The sequence below is a fragment of the Marvinbryantia formatexigens DSM 14469 genome (assembly GCF_025148285.1).
Lineage (GTDB): Bacteria > Bacillota > Clostridia > Lachnospirales > Lachnospiraceae > Marvinbryantia > Marvinbryantia formatexigens.
The window spans coordinates 1384861-1402143 of record NZ_CP102268.1; the positions used below are offsets into that span (position 1 = coordinate 1384861).

At 51.3% G+C, this 17283-nt stretch carries 14 protein-coding genes; 4 read left to right on the forward strand and 10 right to left on the reverse strand.

The features are described 5' to 3' along the window. The first annotated feature begins 59 nt into the window (after positions 1-59). The gene (locus NQ534_RS06850) at positions 60-776 is read left to right on the forward strand and encodes a response regulator transcription factor (RefSeq protein WP_006861500.1); all 717 of its coding nucleotides are present in this window, start codon (positions 60-62) and stop codon (positions 774-776) included. A 143-nt stretch (positions 777-919) separates the two neighbouring features. Here the strand turns inward: NQ534_RS06850 and NQ534_RS06855 are convergent, their stop codons facing one another. Genes NQ534_RS06855 through NQ534_RS06865 form a run of 3 tightly spaced genes read right to left on the reverse strand, consistent with a single transcriptional unit; the run spans position 920 to position 4085 of the window. Continuing rightward, complete coding sequence (locus NQ534_RS06855) at positions 920-1420, reverse strand: tRNA (cytidine(34)-2'-O)-methyltransferase (RefSeq protein WP_040782739.1); 501 nt, start codon at positions 1418-1420, stop codon at positions 920-922. Beyond that, positions 1420-2508 carry an AIR synthase-related protein gene (locus tag NQ534_RS06860; protein ID WP_006861502.1) on the reverse strand — a complete coding sequence of 363 codons (1089 nt, stop codon included), beginning with the start codon at positions 2506-2508 and terminating at the stop codon, positions 1420-1422. The genes NQ534_RS06855 and NQ534_RS06860 overlap by 1 nt, the downstream gene beginning before the upstream one ends. A 5-nt stretch (positions 2509-2513) precedes the next feature. Beyond that, positions 2514-4085, reverse strand: coding sequence for a VanW family protein (locus NQ534_RS06865; protein ID WP_006861503.1), 1572 nt, complete (start codon positions 4083-4085; stop codon positions 2514-2516). A gap of 566 nt (positions 4086-4651) precedes the next feature. On the opposite strand from NQ534_RS06865, the gene NQ534_RS06870 reads away from it, so the two are divergent. After that, positions 4652-6379 (forward strand): IS1634 family transposase, encoded by a 1728-nt coding sequence (locus tag NQ534_RS06870; RefSeq protein ID WP_040785292.1) that lies wholly within the window; start codon positions 4652-4654, stop codon positions 6377-6379. A 411-nt stretch (positions 6380-6790) separates the two neighbouring features. On the opposite strand, the gene NQ534_RS06875 is transcribed toward NQ534_RS06870, so the two are convergent. From NQ534_RS06875 to mnmL, 3 genes are all read right to left on the reverse strand, one after another. Beyond that, positions 6791-8821: a B12-binding domain-containing radical SAM protein gene (locus NQ534_RS06875; RefSeq protein WP_006864652.1), complete on the reverse strand. Its 2031-nt coding sequence runs from the start codon at positions 8819-8821 to the stop codon at positions 6791-6793. Positions 8822-8830: 9 nt separating this feature from the next. Beyond that, complete coding sequence (locus NQ534_RS06880) at positions 8831-9343, reverse strand: DUF4364 family protein (protein WP_040785701.1); 513 nt, start codon at positions 9341-9343, stop codon at positions 8831-8833. Positions 9344-9445: 102 nt separating this feature from the next. Beyond that, the gene (gene mnmL, locus NQ534_RS06885; RefSeq protein ID WP_006864650.1) at positions 9446-10495 is read right to left on the reverse strand and encodes a tRNA modification radical SAM protein MnmL/YtqA; all 1050 of its coding nucleotides are present in this window, start codon (positions 10493-10495) and stop codon (positions 9446-9448) included. 282 nt (positions 10496-10777) lie between these two features. Here mnmL and NQ534_RS06890 point away from each other — a divergent pair, with 282 nt between their 5' ends. Then, entirely contained in the window at positions 10778-11125 is a 348-nt protein-coding gene (locus tag NQ534_RS06890) for a hypothetical protein (RefSeq protein WP_143115919.1), read from the forward strand. A gap of 127 nt (positions 11126-11252) precedes the next feature. Here NQ534_RS06890 and NQ534_RS06895 read toward each other — a convergent pair whose 3' ends face one another. The 3 genes from NQ534_RS06895 to NQ534_RS06905 form a co-directional block, all read right to left on the reverse strand. Then, complete coding sequence (locus NQ534_RS06895) at positions 11253-12569, reverse strand: replication-associated recombination protein A (protein ID WP_006864648.1); 1317 nt, start codon at positions 12567-12569, stop codon at positions 11253-11255. A 26-nt stretch (positions 12570-12595) separates the two neighbouring features. After that, positions 12596-13411: a polysaccharide deacetylase family protein gene (locus NQ534_RS06900; RefSeq protein ID WP_006864647.1), complete on the reverse strand. Its 816-nt coding sequence runs from the start codon at positions 13409-13411 to the stop codon at positions 12596-12598. Between the two features lie 237 nt (positions 13412-13648). Continuing rightward, positions 13649-14140 carry an MFS transporter gene (locus NQ534_RS06905; RefSeq protein WP_143115920.1) on the reverse strand — a complete coding sequence of 164 codons (492 nt, stop codon included), beginning with the start codon at positions 14138-14140 and terminating at the stop codon, positions 13649-13651. Between the two features lie 211 nt (positions 14141-14351). On the opposite strand from NQ534_RS06905, the gene NQ534_RS06910 reads away from it, so the two are divergent. Next, on the forward strand, positions 14352-15722 hold the full coding sequence (locus NQ534_RS06910; protein WP_006864645.1) for an MATE family efflux transporter: 1371 nt from the start codon (positions 14352-14354) through the stop codon (positions 15720-15722). 63 nt (positions 15723-15785) lie between these two features. Here the strand turns inward: NQ534_RS06910 and ltrA are convergent, their stop codons facing one another. Further along, the gene (ltrA, locus tag NQ534_RS06915) at positions 15786-17069 is read right to left on the reverse strand and encodes a group II intron reverse transcriptase/maturase (protein ID WP_157200741.1); all 1284 of its coding nucleotides are present in this window, start codon (positions 17067-17069) and stop codon (positions 15786-15788) included. Positions 17070-17283: the final 214 nt, after the last annotated feature.

Here is a 17283-nt window from a genome sequence, read left to right on the forward strand (position 1 = left end):
TGTTCCGGATGCCAGACCATCCCGGACGGACTTGTAAAGGAAGACAACGAGGTTTTAGAATGAACAACCCACAGAGAATTTTGCTTGTGGAACATGATGTACAGACCGCACGCACACTGCGGGATGCTTTAAAGAAGAGATTTCCGGAGGTGCAGGTAGCCTTCGACAGCGCCACCGCCGCCAGGGAGCTTATTATTCAACCGGTGGATTTTATTGTGCTTGATAAAGACACCGTACCGCGCATCGACTACGTGGACCTTCTCCGTGAGCTGCGCCCGAAGGGCTGCACGCCGGTTCTGATTCTCTCCGGCAGCCGTGACGCAGAGGAGAAAATCTGCGCGCTGAATGCCGGAGCGGACGATTTTCTGGAAAAACCGCCCGATACACGCGAGCTGATTGCCCGAATCCTTGCCATCTGGCGGCGCACCATGACGCCGCCCCCTTCCGCTGCCCGGCAGACTCCGCCCAAGTGCGTGGAATACCCGCAGCTTTCTATCAGCCTGTCCAATTATACTGTGACATGCGACGGCGAAGCGGTGGATATGCCGCCGAAGGAGCTGGAGCTGCTTTATTTTCTTGCTTCCTCCCCCAACCAGGTTTTTACACGCGAACAGCTTCTGGATCATATCTGGGGTTATGACTACATCGGAGACGCACGTACCATTGACGTACATATCAAGCGTATCCGCGAAAAAATAAAAGACCATGAAACATGGTCTCTGGATACCGTATGGGGTGTCGGCTATAAATTCCGCACAGCGGAGGAGCTGACCTGATTGTGTTATCCGGCGGTTCTGCCCGCCGGTCTTTATTTTTGCCTGTTTCCCGGCAGACGCACATTTCCTGCGTTTCCAGTCATGTCCCGACAGACGTGCATTTCCTGCGTTTCCGGTCATGTCCCGGCAAGAGCCGCCGGTCTTTATTTCCAGTCGTACTTTGTCAGATGCCCGGTCAGCTTCATCTGCGCGAACTGATTCTGGCGCAGCGCTTCGTAGAGAACGATCGCCACCGCATTGCTCAAATTCAGGGAGCGCGTTTCTCCCAGCATCGGAATACGCACCACCGTTTCCTGGTGCGCAAGCAGTATCTCCTCCGGAATCCCGGCGCTCTCCTTCCCGAACATCAGATAGCAGTCCGGCTCGTAATGCACTTCTGTGTACGTCTGCGGCGCTTTCGTCGTCGCCATGTAAATCTTTGCACCCGGATTTTTCTCCAGAAATTCCTCAAAATCCAGATAACGGGTAACGTCCAGCTCTTTCCAGTAATCCATGCCCGCGCGTTTGATTGCCTTTTCGCTTAAACTGAAGCCGAGCGGCTCTATCAGATGCAGCCTGGCTCCGGTCGCCACGCAGGTTCTGCCGATGTTTCCTGTGTTGGACGGAATCTCCGGTTCAAATAATACAATATTCAGTCTGTCCATCATACGCCTCTTTCTTTCCAGATTTCATCCTGTGCCGGACGATCCAGGAAACGCCGTTCCTCTCCGTTTAACAGGATCCGGTCGTTTGAATCCGTCAGCTTTCCGATGACCGCCGCTGTTATGCCATGCCGCGCAAGCTCCATTTCCACCCGCCGTCCGTCCGGCGCCACCACCAGGAGCGCTCCGCCCGAAAGCAGACAATACGGATTGTATCCGAAATATTCACAGATTTCGATGGTCTCCTGCCGGATGGGGATTTTCCGCAGGTCCGCCGTCAGCCCGCACCCTGCGCCCTCGCACAGCTCCCACAGAGCTCCGAAAATACCGCCCTGCGAGGCATCGTGCAGCGCCGCCGCCCCGCACTGCATGGCAACGCGCGCCGCCTGCAGAATGCTGATGCTGCTGCCAAAGCTCTCTGCCTGCTCCACAAAATCCGCCGGAAAGCGTTTTTTTAATTCTTCTTCATGCGCCCACGCCAGCAGCGCCGTGCCCTCGCGCGCCACCGTGCCCGCTATCAGAACATCCATGCCGGGCTGCGCGCCCGCCGCCCGCAGATAGCTGTCCATCGCTCCGGCACCGTGCACGCCTGAGGTCGCCGCTCCGGACGCTGCCTCTCCTGATGGTGTCGCTCTGGGTGCTATAGCTTTAGATGTTGTCGCCCCGGATGGCGCCGCTCCAAGCGCCGTCACTGTCAGCAGCGGAAGCATGACCGCCGGATTCACTTCCGTGTGACCTCCCGCAATTTGTATGCCCAGTTCTTTGCAGACTGCTTCCGCCTCCCGCATCACTTCTTTTAAAAAGGCTTCTTCTGTATTCTCCGGCAGCAGCACCGTCAGAAGCACAGCTTCCGGTTCAGAGCCGGCGCACGCCAGATTATTCACCGCATGTTCGATGGCAAAGCGCACCTTTTTCATGGTATCCAGCACAGCCGGATGCACAGAACAGGAAACGGCAGATTTCTCTGCCGTCAGAATCAGTGCGCAATCACTGCCGCTTCCCGCACCCTGCAATACCGCCGGATGCGTATTTTGGCATTGCTTTAACACGGAGCGCTTTAAAACCGCCTCCGGAATTTTTCCTGTTTTCATACTTTTTACTCCCAGATTACTACTCCGTCTGAGCTTCCGGCATCTGTATTTGCACCTGCATTCGGGTCGATATAATCCGTTGCCGGTGTATCTGTCGCCGGGGTATCCGTCGCCGGAGTTTCCGTGACAACCGTATCCGTGGCCTGTGTCTCACTCTCCGTCTGCGTAGTGACGCCGAGCGCCGCTGCCTGCGCCGCCTCCAGGTCGTTTGCATAAATCGCACTCAGCAGAGCGTCCGAAGCACCAAGCGTGCCGACCTCCCAGCTCGCCGGAGTCGCCTGATAATAGCTGGTGTTCACAAGCTCTGTCGTCGTCTCTCCGTTATATGTTACCTCTTTCCAGCACTCCGCCGACACGCCTGCCATCGCAGACTGCACCTGGTTAAAGTAACCGACCGGCTGGTCCGGCGCCGCGTAAAGCGCCACGCCCTCCGCATTGGTCTCGCTGAGCGTATTGCTGTAGTAATATATCGTCCTGTCCGCCGGCCGCGTCTCTTTGCCCCAGATGGTGAAGGTCAGCTCGCCGCCGTAAGCATAACCGGAAATCAGAATCGGCGTGTCCAGATTGTTGCAGAACTTAAGGTCCATGCTTCCCTCCGCGATAGCCGCGTCCATTGAGTACGGAACATAGGATACCGTCATCGTGTGATTATGCCGCTCTACAATCTCAAGCTCCGCCAGCAGCAGAGCATTGTACAGCGTGGTCGATACCTGGCAGATTCCGCCGCCATAGCCCTGCACGACCTGCCCCATCGAATATTCCGGCGCCAGCTCGTAGCCATTCTCCGCCGTAAACGGTACCAGCTGGTCACACACGGAGAAAGTCTCGCCCGGCCAGACCACATGATTATTAATCAGCTCCGCACCGCGCTCCACGTTCATATTACGCCCGGCAGTCGAGCCATAATATGTTGTATAAGTGCCCAGCATATCCTGGATGGACTCCAGATCCTCCGTATTGCCCTCCGGCTCCTCAATCTCGACAGAGAGCGCAATCGTGCCGTCTTCCCCCTGCCATTCATTTGCAATATAGTCCTGCACGGCTTTTACCGATTCGTCGACGTTGATCACCTGTCCGGTAACGCCCTCCTGCAAATCGAATCCGCCGCTTCCGTCCGCGCTGATTGTGGCGTTCTGCGGTTCTTTTTCAAACTGCTTGCATTTTTCCTCAATAAAATCGCGCACCGCATTGGCATTTGCGCTGAATTCCAGAGAAAGCACCTGCGTTTCCTGGTCCAGGTCCTTTCTTTCTTTATAACGCTTTACCGGATTGCCGGAATTTCCCAGGTCGATGGCATCCTGCACTACGCTTTTATTGTTCCACTGCAGTCCGAGCTCGCTTGCCGTCGTTTCGATACTGTCTTCCCCTACCTGGACCGTAATCACCGCCGAGCGCATCTCCCCGATACGCTGCTTCACCAGCGCATAAGCCTCGTCATATGTCATGCCGGACACATCGATATCGCCGATGCAGATGCCGTTATCAATGCGTACATCATCTTCCGCAGCCGCACAAAACGCACCCGTCATCACAAACGCGAAAACAAGTGTCCCCAGAAACCTCTTTTTTAATTTCATTCTATACCCCCGGTCTTTTTATAAAAACGCGCCGATAATCGTAGTAACCACCATCGCCAGCACTATCACGATTGCTATGATCGCTGCTATCATGCGTTTTCTGTCTTCTTTCTTTTTTCTGTTCGCCATACTTTCTCACCTCTTATCCTCACTCTATTCTATGCTATTTTACCAAATCTATCAAGTGAAATTTACATGAACAGTTCACCTGTCCGTACAAGCGGGAGGCCCAACATGCTTGCATGTGGGGGACTCACGTTGTGCGGACAGTGGGAGCGCCGTCTTATGAGCAAAGTTAGCTGCGTATGCAGCGGGAAAGCTCCGAAGGAGCCTTTGCGAATGGCGCGGGTGAACTGTTCTCAATTATTCACCTGTCCGTACAAGCGGGAGGACCCACATGCTTGCATGTTGGGGGCTCACGTTGTGCGCGGGAGTTTGACAATTGAATAATCGAAAAATCCTCTGCAGGCCGCATAAAGCCTGCGTTTTTTGTGTCAACTTTTTTGTTTTATTATATTGTATTTTATTGCAATGTATTGTATAATAAGGGCCAGGAGGGTTTTTATATGAGAGTTACAACATCAAAATCAAAAAATTCGGAATCATTTTATATTACGAAAGGTTACGTCAATAACAAAGGTGTTAGCACTTCTGTTATTATTCGAAAACTCGGAACCTTGAAAGAACTTCTTCCAGAACACGGTCCTACCCGCGATGATGTCATGAAATGGGCCAGAGAGGAAGCCAGACTGGAAACACTCAGATACAAAGAAGAACAGCAGGCCAAGTCGGTTCAGATAACTTTTCACTCTGACCAGAAGCTGGATTATAGTCAGCAGGTCTTTTACCGCGGAGGATATCTTTTTCCACAAGCCTTTTACTATCGTATCCAGCTTGATAAGACTTGCCGAAAGCTCAGAGATAAATATAAATTTAAGTATGATATCAATGCCATCCTTTCCGATCTGATCTATGCCAGGGTTCTGGAACCAGCAAGTAAGCGTTCTTCTTTTAAGATAGCTTCTGAATTCCTGGAAAAACCTTCTTATCAATTACATGATATATACCGGGCTCTTGATGTCCTGGGAAATGAATGCGATTTCATCCAGTCTGAAGTTTATAAAAACAGTCATCTTCTCGGAAAACGAGATGATAAGATACTTTATTATGACTGTACAAACTATTTCTTTGAGATCGAGCAGGAAGATGGGGAGAGAAAATACGGGAAAGGAAAAGAACACCGGCCTAATCCAATCATTCAAATGGGGATGTTTATGGACGGAGCTGGAATTCCTCTTGCTTTTTCCCTTTTTCCCGGAAATGCGAATGAACAAACATCACTAAAACCTCTGGAAGAAAAAGTCCTCCAGGACTTTGGTTGTACAAAATTTATTTACTGCAGTGATGCCGGACTTGGTTCAGAAGCCATTAAAAGAATAAACCATGCAGGCCAGAGAGCTTTTATTGTTACCCAGTCCATCAAAAAGCTGAATAAAGATGACAGGAAATGGGCACTGGACAAAACTGGCTTTAAACGTGTTTCCGATGATTCTCCGGCAGATCTTTCCAGACTTACAGAGGATGATGCCGGCCTGTATTATAAGGATGAACCATATACCCCTCATTCACTGCACCAGCGTCTCATTGTCACTTACTCTCCTAAATATGCAAAATATCAGAAAGCAATACGTGACGCACAGGTAGAGCGTGCCGAAAAAATGCTCCATTCCGGGAAAGTAAAAAAAGAACGCAGAAACCCGAACGATCCCGCACGATTTATAGGTAAGATTGCAGTTACAGAAGAAGGAGAAGCTGCTAAAATCAAGAATTATCTGGATACAGATAAAATAGAAACCGAAGCGCTCTATGATGGAATGTACGCTGTAACTACAGATTTGTTAGATGATGACGTAAAAGATATTTTAAAAGTAAGCGAGGGCCGTTGGGAAATCGAAGAATGTTTCCGCATCATGAAAACAGATTTTGAAGCAAGACCTGTATTTCTTCATGACGATGTGCGTATCAAAGCACATTTCCTGATCTGTTTTCTTGCATTAGTCATATACCGTTACCTTGAAAAAAGTTTGGGAAATGCCTATACCTGTGAAACAATCCTGGACAAACTGAAATCCATGAATTTTGCTGATGTACAGGAACAGGGGTTCATGCCACTTTATACACGGGACAAACTAACCGATGCCTTACACGAAGCATGTGGTTTTGAAACAGACTTTCAATTCATTACAAAAAGCCAAATGAAAACAATCCAGAAAAAAAGTAAAGGGAGAAAATAAAATACCATACTTCAAAACAAGAGCAAAACACCTTGCAACCAGCATAAACACTGGGTTTGCGAGGTGTTTTAGCCTTCTCAACTGTCAAAGATGGGATTTTACCAAATCTATCAAGTGAAATTTACATGAACAGTTCACCTGTCCGTACAGGCGGGAGAACCCACATGCTTGCATGTGGGGGACTCCTGTTGTGCGGACAGTGGGAGCGCCGTCTTATGAGCAAAGTTAGCTGCGTATGCAGCGGGAAAGCTCCGAAGGAGCCTTTGCGAATGGCGCGGGTGAACTGTTCTCAATTATTCACCTGTCCGTACAAGCGGGAGAACCCACATGCTTGCATGTTGGGGGCTCACGTTGTGCGGACAGTGGGAGCGCCGTCTTATGAGCAAAGTTAGCTGCGTATGCAGCGGGAGTTTACCCATCCACTTTCACCTCGTACACGGCGGCTTCCTGCGTCAGCGGATTCCGCTTCCGGTAATCAAACAGAAGCCAGTGCCTGCCCTCCCGGCAGTCCCCGCAGACGGCATAGTGGAACAGCTCCAGATGCGTCATATTCATCATCTGCCTGGCGCTGCGCCCCTCATAGCCGGAAAGCAGGCTGCGGTTTTCTTCCTCCCGCTTGAAAAATGCCAGCATTGCCGGTTTGTCGCCGCCAATATCTCCGGCCCACGCCGGACGGCTTTTGCTGTTTTCCCTCAGGTACAAATCAAGCAGAAGCAGCTCGTCATACAGCGCCGCTTCTGTCTTTGTGCGGATAAAATCCCGCAGAATGTCGAAGCGCGCCATCCGCGTATGCTTCTTTCCGGCAAGCCCGCTGCGCTCATAGTATTCTGCCAGCTCCAGATACATGGCAAAGGGATGCGCAAATTCGCGCTCCAGGCGGCGCATCGTGTGCGTAAACTGTCCGCTGTTGTAGTAGACCTCCACCATTTCCTCCACCATTTTCAGCCTCAGGAGCTCTTCATAAGAAATCCAGCGGGTGTGCAGGACCTCGTAAACCGGCTGTCTGCGGTAGCAGAGCGCATATTCCTGCGCCTTTTCGTGCATCTTCGACCCCTTCAGCACCTTCAGAAACCCAAGCTGGAGCTGCTCTGGATACAAACGGTACACATCATTGAAGGAATGTACAAAGCTGTCATAATCTTCATAGGGCAGCCCGGCAATCAAATCAAGATGCAGATGGATATTTTCGCCGCTCTGGAGCCGTTTTACAATCTCCGAGAGCCTGCCAAAATCGGAAATCCGGTCGATTTCCGCGAGCGTGCGCGGATTGGTCGACTGCACCCCGATTTCCATCTGCACCAGTCCCGGCCGCAGCGTATTTAAAAGCGCCAGCTCCTCCTCTGTAAGCAAATCTGCCGCAATCTCAAAATGAAAATTCGTAACGCCATTGTCATGCTCCTTAATAAACCGCCAGATTTCCATTGCATGGCTGTGGCGGCAGTTAAAGGTCCTGTCCACAAATTTTACCTGTCTGACTTTATGGTCCAGAAAAAATGCCAGCTCCCGCTTCACTTTCTCCGTGCTGCGGAAACGCACGCTTTTTTCAATAGAAGAAAGGCAGTAGCTGCAGGAAAACGGACAGCCCCTGCTGCTCTCATAATAAATGATGCGGTTCACGAAATCCTCAAGGGATATATTGGCGCCTGCCTTCGCAATCCCGGCAGACACACCTGTATCATTGTCCACACGACCGGCAGATGCGCCAGTTTCTTCCCCGCCGCTTCGGGGTGACGGCAGCGCGTACAAAAAAGGCAGCTTATCCATAGCGAGCAGCGGTCGCGGCGCATTGGTCCGCACCGTCCCCCGGTCGTCCCGGAAAACAATTCCCCGGATGGCAGACAGCCCGCCATCCGCCGGCATATCTGTCCGCCCGGCAGCATGTTCTGGCCACTGCGCCTCCTCCACATATGTCCGGCGGGTTCGCCGCGGCTCCTCTGTACACATCTGGCCGCCCTGTTCCTCCGTCCGGGCATACCATGCGGCAAGCTCCGCAAAGGTTTCCTCGCCCTCTCCTGTCATAATGCCGCGCACCTGCAGATGCTCCTCCAGGAAAGCCTCTGCATCCCAGGACACCTCCGGTCCGCCAAGCCACAGCTCCGTCCGCGGCAGTATATACGGAAGATTTTCAAGCAGCTTCTCCACCATCTCCAGATTCCAGATGTAGCAGGAAAATGCCAGAACCTCCGGCTGCTTTTTATAAATTTCCCGCAAGATTTCATCCGCCTCCTGGTTGATTGTAAACTCGACAATCTCAATCGTACATGCCGCAGCGCAGTCGCCGTTCCCACGCCCCGGCTTTGCAGACTGTCCGCCATCCCCGCGCTCCGGCTTTGCAGACTGGCTTTTGTCCTTTAAAAATTGCTCCGCATACGCCTTCAGGCTGTAGACCGCCGGGTTGGAGTGTATATATTTTGCATTTATTGCCGCCAGTAAAATATCCATCGTCCGTCCCTACATCAGTTCTTTCATCAGATATCCGTAAATCTGCTGGCTCTTCTTTTTCCAGTTGTCGCAGAGCACTATCGCCTGCTGCTCCAGCGGCACCGTAAGCGCCACCTCCACCAGCACCGCTTCCTTTTCCTTCACCTGGAGGCGCGCGGTAAATTCATTTCCGTTTGTCCGGTAATAATCGGCGATTACCGCATTATCGTTGCGCATCTGCAGTTTATTTTTCCGGAAATATTTTTCAATGTCTTCTTTAATACCATCCGATATATCATCTCCGAAATAAGCAAGCGTTTCCTTTCCGCTCTCCGTCATTGCGTAGCGCGTGCTGTTACGGATGGTTTTTGCCTCCAGAAGCCCGGATTCAATCATATCTGCCAGCGTCTCCTGCACCGTAAAATAATCGGTATACTGCTCTTCCAGAATGAACGCTGTAATCTGGCTGTTGGTAAGCTCAAATTCCACCCTGTCCAGCATAGATAAAATGATTAATTTATAAAGTGTATGCACATCCTTCATATGCGCTTCCTCCTCTCCCTGCCGGAGGCCCCGGCTCTTACTGGCAGACACAAAAGTGCGACAGCACGTATTATACAAATGGAACAATGAAGTGGACGCCCTTCAGAGCGTCTGGCCGCACTGCTGAAAAAATTTTCCCTGCCAGATCTCTTCTTCCTTCATCCGGCTGTGTATGGTATTTAATACGGTACGCTTCCGGCTGCTCCAGAGCGGAGCCAGAAGAAGCTCCTTCGGTCCGTCCCCCGTCAGACGGTGAATGGTGATATCCGGCGACAGATGCGCCACACAGTCCAGGACCAGATCAATATACTCATCCATCGAAAGAACGTGAATCGCGCCCTGTGCATCCGGCACAGACTTTTCATCCACTGTCATGCCCGCGCCCGGATTTTCTGCCGCCCGCATACTCTGCTGCAGATAGAGCGCCCCCAGATCAGTGCCCCGCAGAATATGCAGAAGCTGCAGCTTGATTCCCTGGATACCGGCATCGTTCAAATACCCGATCGTTTCCAGCATTTCCCTGCGTCCTTCGCCCGGAAGTCCCAGAATGGTATGCACGATCACTTCAATGCCGCGGCTTCGCAGACCGCGCACCGCCGTCTCAAAGCAGGAAAGCCCGTAGCCTCTGCGGATAAACCGTGCTGTCTGCGGATGGATGGTCTGCAGGCCAAGCTCCACCCATACCGGTTTTCTGCGGTTCAGACGCCCCAGAAGCTCCAGAACATCCGCTGGCAGACAATCCGGACGCGTTGCCACCGAAAGTATGACCACTTCGTCGTCCTCTATAGCTTCCGTGAAGATTTTTTCCAGATAATCCACCGGAGCGTAGGTGTTTGTGTACGCCTGAAAATAGGCGATATATTTTCTGGCGGATTTTTTTTCGCGCAGCGCTTCTTTCTGGATACGGAGCTGCTCCGCCACCGGCAGTCTTTTGTCGGCGGCAAATTCCCCGCTCCCGCCTGCACTGCAGAAAATACAGCCGCCCGTTCCCACTGTCCCGTCACGGTTCGGACAGGTCATTCCTCCGTTCAGAGACAGCTTATATACCTTTTCCCCAAACTGCTCCCGCAGCCGGAAATCCAGGGACCGATATGGCTTATCGCCCCACATCCGCCCCTTTGTCTTCTGCATCTGTGCCCCGTCTCTCTCCATCCGCCGTATCTTCCTCTCTGCCTTTCCGTAACAGTTCAGCCAGGCTGCCCTGGTGCCTGCAAAAATCCGTAGGCATCATATTTAGACCTTTTGACCCTGGCATCATTTTATTATAGCTTCCTGCACATTTCCTGTCAATGTGAGTCAATCCACTGTTTCTCTTTTCCCGCCCCTGTGCTATACTGATAGCAGAACATATAAAACATGAAAAAAGTCCTGCTTTACGGGATTTTGCACAGCAGCGTTTCCCATGCCGCGCTGCCGTCAGAGAAAGGAGTACATATGAACAGGAATCTGAACCAGGAGCAGCGTGAAAAGCTGACGCTCGCCATCCAGGCTGCCGTCGGCATACTGGTCATCGGTCTGTCCATCAGAAACAGCGCCCGGATACAGACCGCCGAAATGAAGAAGCTGGCAAAAAAGGATGCCGCGCAGCAGGCACGTCTGCAGAAAAACGAATATGCCATGAAGCAGAAGCTGCAGAAAAATGAATACTCCATGAAGCAAAAGCTGCAGAAACAGAAATACCGGGCAAAGCTGCAGCGCGCCAGAAAGTCCGGAAAGCGCGGACCGCTTATTTTTGCCCGCACAAAGCCTTTATCCGGCAGGCCCGGATTTTCCGCCCGCTAAACGCCTCCGCCCGGCAGACCCGGATTTCCGCACACAAAAAAGCTCTGCCCGTCGGCTCCGTTTTTTCACTAAAAAACGTCCACCGGACATTTTTGTCGTATGCATGGCAACACGGAGTGTCTCCGCCTTACTCCTCGCGGAGCCACCGCATATATTCCCGTATCTGCTTTTCGTATCCGTTCTCAGACGGATGATAAAAGACCTGGTCTTTGATTTCGTCGGGCAGATACTGCTGTCTGGAAAAATGCTTCGGGAAATCATGGGCATACTCATAGCCGACGCCATGTCCGAGCTTTGCCGCTCCCTTATAATGGGAATCCTGCAGATGCACCGGAACCGTCGCCTTAAAATTTTTCACCGCCTCCGCCGCCGAAAAGACGGCGTTGCAGGCGGCGTTGCTTTTTGGCGCCGTGGCAACATAGAGCACCGCCTGTGAAAGGATAATCTGTGCCTCCGGCATTCCGACGCGCTCCACCGCCTGCGCAGCGGCAACCGCCACCTGCAGCGCCTGCGGGTCCGCATTGCCCACATCCTCCGACGCGCAGATCATGATTCTGCGCGCAATAAACGTCACGCTCTCGCCCGCGTACAGCATTCTGGCAAGGTAATAGACCGCCGCGTCCGGGTCGGAGCCGCGCATACTTTTAATAAACGCCGAGATAGTATCGTAGTGGTTGTCCCCGGTCTTATCATAGCGCACCGCACGCTTCTGGATGCACTCCGACGCCACCTCCAGTGTCAGATGAATCTTTCCGTCTCCGCTGCGCTCTGTCGTCAGAATCCCCAGCTCCACCGCATTCAGCGCCGCCCGCGCATCTCCGTCCGCAACGTCCGCCAGAAAATCCTTTGCGTCCCCGTCAATCACCGCATTATAATTTCCCATGCCGCGCTCCTTATCGTTTATGGCGCGGTCTATCAGGGTGCAGATATCCTCCTTTGAAAGCGGCTTCAGCTCAAATACCACCGACCTGGAAATCAGCGCGCTGTTCACCTCAAAATACGGATTTTCCGTTGTCGCGCCGATAAGAATCAGCGTGCCGTCCTCCACAAACGGCAGAAGATAATCCTGCTGTCCTTTGTTGAAGCGGTGAATCTCATCCACGAAAAGTATCGTCTTTTTTCCGTACATGCCAAGGCTGTCCTTTGCCGCCTTCACCACATCCTCCATGTCCTTTTTGCCGGCAACCGTCGCGTTAATCTGCTTAAAATCCGCGCTGGTCGTGTTGGCGATTACCTTCGCCAGCGTCGTTTTTCCCGTTCCCGGCGGTCCGTAAAAAATCAGCGAGCCGAGCTTATCCGCCTTGATGGCACGGTATAACAGCTTGCCCTCCCCGATAATCTCCTGCTGTCCGACCACCTCCTCCAGAGTGCGCGGACGCAGTCTCGACGCCAGCGGCGCTTCCTTCTCCATTGTATTTTGTCTCATATAGTCAAATAAATCCATTGCATTTCCTTTCTTTTTCCTGCTGCTTACTCCAGAAGCAGCTCCTCGACAGTAACAAATGAGAAGCCCCGCGCCTGCAGGATATCCACAATCTGCAGCGCCGCTTCCACCGACGATTTGTAATAATCATGCAGCAGAATGATGTCGTCTCCGGCTGCCTCCGTCACTACCCGCTCGACCACCTGCGCCGTGTTCGCCGTCGTCCAGTCCAGCGGATCGATTGTCCAGTTTACGGCAATCATGGAGCTGAGACAGTCCAGCTCATCGTCCCAGTTTCCAAACGGAGGGCGCACATACGGCGTCGCCTCCCCGGTAATCTCCTCCACCAGGTCGCTCGTTTTCTGAAACTCCTCGCACACCTGGCTGCTGCTCAGTCTGCTGACGTCCGCGTGGTCGTAGGTGTGATTTCCAATCAGATGCCCTTCCTGCGCCATCCGCAAAATCACTTTCTCGTGCCCCGGAATATTTTTCCCGACTACAAAGAACGTGGCTTTCACACCACGTTCCTTCAGACCATCCAGCAGAAGCTCCGTATATACCGGATGGGGACCATCATCGAAGGTGAGCGCAATTTTCCGCTCTCCAACATCCGCCTGCTCACGCTCCGTTTCTTCTGCAGCGTCCGTCTGCATACTCTCCGCCTTTTCCCCTGTATCTGCCCCGGCGTCCGCCTGCATTCCCTGCGCTTCAGGGGATACCATCGCTTCCTGCTGCCGTTTTCCCTCCTGCTGCGCGCCGGTCTCCTGCACCTCCTGCTGTTTCTGTACATAAATACTGAAAAAAATCATAAATGCGAACAGCACAAACATCCACCGCCCGCCGCGGATTCCCGTTTCCTTCATAGACACACTCTGCCGGTTTCTTGCTTCTATGATATGCGCAGATTTCGTAACTTATGTTATCCGGTATACGCAGATTCCGTGACTTATGTTATCCGGTATGCGCAGATTCCGCGACTTATGTTATCCGGTATGCGCAGATTCCATGATTTATGTTATCCGTTTTCCGCATGGAAACCGCACCGCACCGTCTGCATCAAGTGTTCTCTGTGCGGCGGTCATCCGGAGCACGCCTGCGCATTACGACAGCGTACGCGGGTCGTCCACATTTTCGTCTTCACTTTCATCTGCCTCTCCATCCGTCTGTTCCAATACATTTTCCGTTTCCTGTTCCGTCTCATCCTTTTCTTCCGGCACGCCGTGGTAAAAAATATCCTGGCTGTCGCGCTTCGGCTTCATGGTAATCACATAAATGATGGCGCCCACCAGACCGTTGCCGCCGGCATTTCCCATACTGTACAGAAAATACGCGATACCGGCAAGTCCGGCAAAATCCAGAACGAGAAACTTTATATACGCCGTCTTCTGTTCCTGCGTGATGTCTTTAAACCGCTTCATCACGACCGGCTCCAGAATATCCGATAAAATCCAGAAAACCAGCAGGGAAGCCGCAATCAGAATATCCGACTGCCGTCCTGTCATTTTCCGTGTAACCGTTCCGTATACCATGACCGCCACCGCCAGCACAAGCTGGGCGATCGCCAGATACAGAACCCATGATCTCTTGTTCACATTTTCCTCCATAATACCCCCTGCCGCCATAACGCTCCCGGATACCTCCGTGCTGCGTATTATAAATATAGTACCAGTATATACTATTCTTCCCGCTTTTGCAAAACATTTGTAGACAAACTATATATATCCTGCTATAGTATAGTTAATAACAGAACCGGGTGAGCTATACCGATTCTGCTTTTTATGTGCAAAAGAAAGGAAGAGACACATGCCACAAACACAGGTAACAGAAAACAAAATGGGCATCATGCCCATTCCGAAGCTGCTGATTTCCATGTCGGTGCCGATTATGCTTTCCATGCTGGTGCAGGCGCTCTATAACATCGTAGACAGTATTTTTGTATCCAGAATCGATGAACACGCGCTGACCGCCGTCTCACTGGCATTTCCGATACAGAATCTGATGATTGCGGTCGCCTCCGGCACCTGCGTCGGCATCAACGCCCTGCTGTCGCGCAGCCTGGGCGCCAAAAACCAGCGCGACGCCAGTCTTGCCGCCAACAACGGTATTTTTTTGTCCATCCTCAGCTACATCGTGTTTGCGCTGATAGGAATTTTCGGCTCCCGGTTCTTTTTCTCTGTCCAGATTACAAAAGCTTCCGAAGCCCCCATCATCGAATACGGCACACAGTATCTGTCGATTATTCTCATCTGCTCGTTCGGCGTCTTTATGCAGTTTACCTTTGAGCGTCTCCTGCAGGCGACGGGAAAGACCTTTTACACCATGATTACGCAGGGGCTCGGTGCGATTATCAATATCATTCTCGATCCCATCCTAATTTTCGGTCTTTGCGGAATGCCGAAAATGGGCGTTGCCGGAGCGGCGGCGGCTACCGTCATCGGACAGATCGTCGCCATGCTGCTCGCGCTGTACTTCAACCTGACAAAGAACCCGGAAATCCAGATAAATCTGAAGGGCTTCCGTCCAAACGGGCGCATTATCCGCACGATTTACGCGGTCGGCGTTCCGTCCATTATCATGATGGCAATCGGTTCCGTCATGAATTTCTGCTTCAACAAGATTCTGCTGATGTTCACCTCCACGGCGACTGCGGTGTTCGGCGTCTACTTCAAGCTGAACAGCTTCGCGTTTATGCCGGTATTCGGTCTGAACAACGGTATGATTCCGATTATCGCATACAACTACGGTGCCAGAAATAAAAAGCGCATCACGGAGACGGTGAAGCTGAGCGTCTTTATTGCTGTTGGCATTATGCTGATTGGCCTGCTGGTGTTCCAGCTCATTCCGGACAGGCTTCTGCTGCTTTTCAACGCATCGGAAAATATGCTGGAGATTGGCGTGCCGGCGCTGCGCATCATCAGTCTGAGCTTTTTGTTTGCGGGGTACTGCATCGTAATCGGCTCCGTTTTCCAGGCGCTCGGCAACGGCGTTTACAGTCTGATCGTATCTGTGGCGCGTCAGCTCCTGGTGCTCGTGCCGGCAGCGTATCTGCTCGCGGTTACGCTTGGTCTGGGTGCCGTGTGGTGGAGCTACGACATCGCCGAGATCGTGTCCCTGGTTTTAAATACCATTCTTCTTAAAAAAATCTACAAATCGAGTAGGAGGAATTTCTCTTAAATGAGAAATTCCGACCTCTCACACCACCGTGCGTACCGTTCGGTACACGGCGGTTCAATCAACTTAACAAGTGACACACCTCTCGGTGTAGTAATCCAGCATTGAGACTAATCCAAATGAGGTTAGTCTCTTTGTACTTATAGCTTTCTGTATCCAGCCATTGTGTGCGAGACGAGCGTATTTATCGCCACAATAAGCGATATTGTATGCCGCCCATCTTGGTACATCAAGTTTCATCAGATTCTTTGCTCTGTTCTGGGGAGTTTTCCAGTGTTTCCATATACACATGCGCAATCTATATCTGATGTTTCCGTCCAGTTCTCTACAGAGCGTTTTCATGCTTCCTATCCTGAAGTAGTTTATCCATCCTCTGATGAGTTGGTTGAGTTTCTCCACCTTATAGCTGTTGCTAACGCCCCAGCTACGGCAGGTGAGTTCTTTCATCTTCTTCTTAAATTTCTCAGCTGATTTTGCATGTGGTTTAGCCTTGTATTGGTGTGCCATTGGGTCATAGTAGAATCCGAATCCAAGGTATTTTAACCCTTGTGGTCTGTCTGCTTTGCTCTTGGTCATGTTGACCTTGAGTCCCAGTTTCTCTTCGATGAAACGTGATATATTTCTCATCACCCGCTTTGCAGACATTTCGCTTCCTACCATGATAATGCAGTCATCCGCATATCTTACAAAGTTCAACCCTCGCTTTTCCATTTCCTTATCGAGTTCATTGAGCATGATGTTTGCTAACAGCGGAGAAAGATTTCCTCCTTGTGGTGTTCCCACAACTGATTCCCTGTACTCATCATCTATCATGATTCCGCTTACAAGATATTTCCTTACAATAGAGATAACATCTCCATCTTTGATTGTTCTGCCAATTAAAGTCATTAACTTGTCATGGTTTACTGTGTCAAAGAACTTTTCCAGGTCAATATCTACAATCCAGTCATTTCCGTCATTCATCATGTCGAGTGCCGCAAGGATTGCCTGCTGTGCACATCTGTTTGGTCTAAATCCATAACTGTGGTCATGAAACTGTTCTTCATAGATTGGTGTTAACACTTGTGCTATGGCTTGTTGTACAAATCTGTCTGTTACTGTTGGTACTCCCAGATTTCTGACACCGCCATCCGTCTTTGGTATCTCCACTCTTCGTACTGGCTGAGGCTTATATTTCCTTGTCCTCAGCTGTTCCTTGATGATTTCGCCGTTCTTTGCAAGGTGCTCCTTAAGTTCCGTGTACTTCATTCCGTCCACTCCCTCTGCACCTTTGTTTCGTACGACTTGCAGGTACGCTCTGTTGAGATTATCTCTGGATAATATCTGCTCCATTAGACTACTTGTGTCCATGCGTTCTTTCCTTTCCGTCTCGCTTGATTTGACCATCTTTTCCCCGATTGGTTACGGCGGATGTCTGTCTCTTCTGCAACACGAGACCTACTCAAACTGATTGATTGTTCGCCCCTTCGCTCCATCTCCATTACTGAGACTTCCTCACTACTATGGACTCTGCTGACTTCTCACAGTTCGTTGTTACTAGGCTGATGGAACCTCTGTGAGACCT

Excerpts from the sequence above, each read along its gene's own strand:
- NQ534_RS06860 (WP_006861502.1), bottom strand. The coding sequence starts at position 2,508 with ATGAAAACAGGAAAAATTCCGGAGGCGGTTTTAAAGCGCTCCGTGTTA.
- NQ534_RS06850 (WP_006861500.1), top strand. The coding sequence starts at position 60 with ATGAACAACCCACAGAGAATTTTGCTTGTGGAACATGATGTACAGACC.
- NQ534_RS06855 (WP_040782739.1), bottom strand. The coding sequence starts at position 1,420 with ATGGACAGACTGAATATTGTATTATTTGAACCGGAGATTCCGTCCAAC.
- NQ534_RS06895 (WP_006864648.1), bottom strand. The coding sequence starts at position 12,569 with ATGGATTTATTTGACTATATGAGACAAAATACAATGGAGAAGGAAGCG.
- NQ534_RS06875 (WP_006864652.1), bottom strand. The coding sequence starts at position 8,821 with ATGGATATTTTACTGGCGGCAATAAATGCAAAATATATACACTCCAAC.
- mnmL (WP_006864650.1), bottom strand. The coding sequence starts at position 10,495 with ATGGAGAGAGACGGGGCACAGATGCAGAAGACAAAGGGGCGGATGTGG.
- NQ534_RS06870 (WP_040785292.1), top strand. The coding sequence starts at position 4,652 with ATGAGAGTTACAACATCAAAATCAAAAAATTCGGAATCATTTTATATT.
- NQ534_RS06910 (WP_006864645.1), top strand. The coding sequence starts at position 14,352 with ATGCCACAAACACAGGTAACAGAAAACAAAATGGGCATCATGCCCATT.
- NQ534_RS06900 (WP_006864647.1), bottom strand. The coding sequence starts at position 13,411 with ATGAAGGAAACGGGAATCCGCGGCGGGCGGTGGATGTTTGTGCTGTTC.
- ltrA (WP_157200741.1), bottom strand. The coding sequence starts at position 17,069 with ATGGACACAAGTAGTCTAATGGAGCAGATATTATCCAGAGATAATCTC.
- NQ534_RS06890 (WP_143115919.1), top strand. The coding sequence starts at position 10,778 with ATGAACAGGAATCTGAACCAGGAGCAGCGTGAAAAGCTGACGCTCGCC.
- NQ534_RS06880 (WP_040785701.1), bottom strand. The coding sequence starts at position 9,343 with ATGAAGGATGTGCATACACTTTATAAATTAATCATTTTATCTATGCTG.
- NQ534_RS06865 (WP_006861503.1), bottom strand. The coding sequence starts at position 4,085 with ATGAAATTAAAAAAGAGGTTTCTGGGGACACTTGTTTTCGCGTTTGTG.